This window comes from Kribbella albertanoniae, assembly GCF_004348455.1.
GTDB lineage: Bacteria > Actinomycetota > Actinomycetes > Propionibacteriales > Kribbellaceae > Kribbella > Kribbella albertanoniae.
The window spans coordinates 1-1,384 of record NZ_SMKA01000521.1; the positions used below are offsets into that span (position 1 = coordinate 1).

Annotated in this window: 1 protein-coding gene; it reads left to right on the plus strand. The window is 68.3% G+C overall.

Annotated elements, in window-relative coordinates:
* Window positions 1–385: 385 nt before the first annotated feature.
* Window positions 386–1,384 (plus strand): LLM class flavin-dependent oxidoreductase (locus tag E1261_RS44745; RefSeq protein WP_132416452.1); only part of this gene is annotated, 999 nt, incomplete at its 3' end.

Consider the following 1,384-nt stretch of genomic DNA (forward strand, 5'->3'; position numbering starts at 1 on the left):
GCACCCCTCAACCACAATCCGGCCGCCCACCTGGTCGAACCGTGCTCAAGGTGCTGCGTCGGATCGACTTTGGGCACCCATCAACCACGCGAGTCGCGTCGCGGTGGTTGAGCCGTGCTCAAAGTGCGTGGTCGTGTGGCGGGTTGACCTTGGGCACCCGTCAACCACGTGGGTCGCGTCGCGGTGGTTGAGCCGTGCTCAAGGTGGTGCGGGGGTCGACTTTGGGCACCCATCGACCACATTTCGGCGGCGCAGGTGGTTGGGCCGTGCTCAACGTCGTACTGGGGTCGGCGGGGGAGCTGGCTTGCTGGACGGAGGTGCGACACGCCGGGGCGGAATACGTGGCGGGGTGGAGCGGTTGGCGATGGGTGTGAGTAGCGAAGCTATGCCTTTGTCGGTGTTGGATCTGTCGCCGGTGCCTTCGGGGAGCAAGCCTTCGCAGGCGTTGCACGAGACGCTGGAGCTGGCGCGCGTGGCTGAGGCCGCTGGGTACCACCGGTACTGGCTGGCTGAGCATCACAACATCCCGAGTGTCGCGAGTTCGAGTCCCGAGGTGATGATCGCGGCGGTTGCCGCAGCCACGTCGACGATCCGCGTCGGCGCCGGCGGGATCATGCTGCCGAACCACTCGCCGCTGAAGGTCGCCGAGACGTTCCGCGTGCTCGCGGGGTTGTATCCGGACCGCATCGACCTCGGCCTCGGTCGTGCACCCGGCACCGACCAGCGGACGGCACTCGCGCTCCGCCGGAGCCGCGAGACGCTCGGGGCGGACGACTTCACCGAGCAGTACGCCGAACTGCGCGCGTACGCCGAGGGTTTCCCGGCCGGTCACCCCTTCGAACCGATCACCGCGCAACCGTCCGACGTACCGTTGCCGCCGGTCTACATTCTCGGCTCCAGCACGTACGGCGGCCAGGCGGCAGCTGCTCTCGGGACCGGGTTCGCGTACGCCGGTCACTTCGGCACGCTCGATCCGGCAGGTGTGATCTCGACATACAAGACGCAGTTCAAGATGTTCGAGCACGAGACCGAGCCGTACGCGATCCTCGCGCTGTCGGCGATCGTCGGCGAGACCGAGGAACGCGCCCACCAGCTCGCCGAAGCCAACTCGCTCTCGATCCTCCGCCTGCGCTCCGGCCGCCCCGGCCCCCTCCCGTCACCGGAAGAGGCCGCCGCCTACCCGTGGAGCGAAGGCGAGCGCGCCGCCGTCGAGGAATGGGCCGGCCTCGCCATCGTCGGCACCCCCGACCAGGTCGCCGCCGAACTAACCCACCGAGCCAACAAAGCCGGCGCCGACGAACTCATCATCACCACCCACATCCACAACCCCGCCGAACGCCAACGCTCCCTCCAACTCCTAGCCAACTCCTGGGGCCTGAAGCCC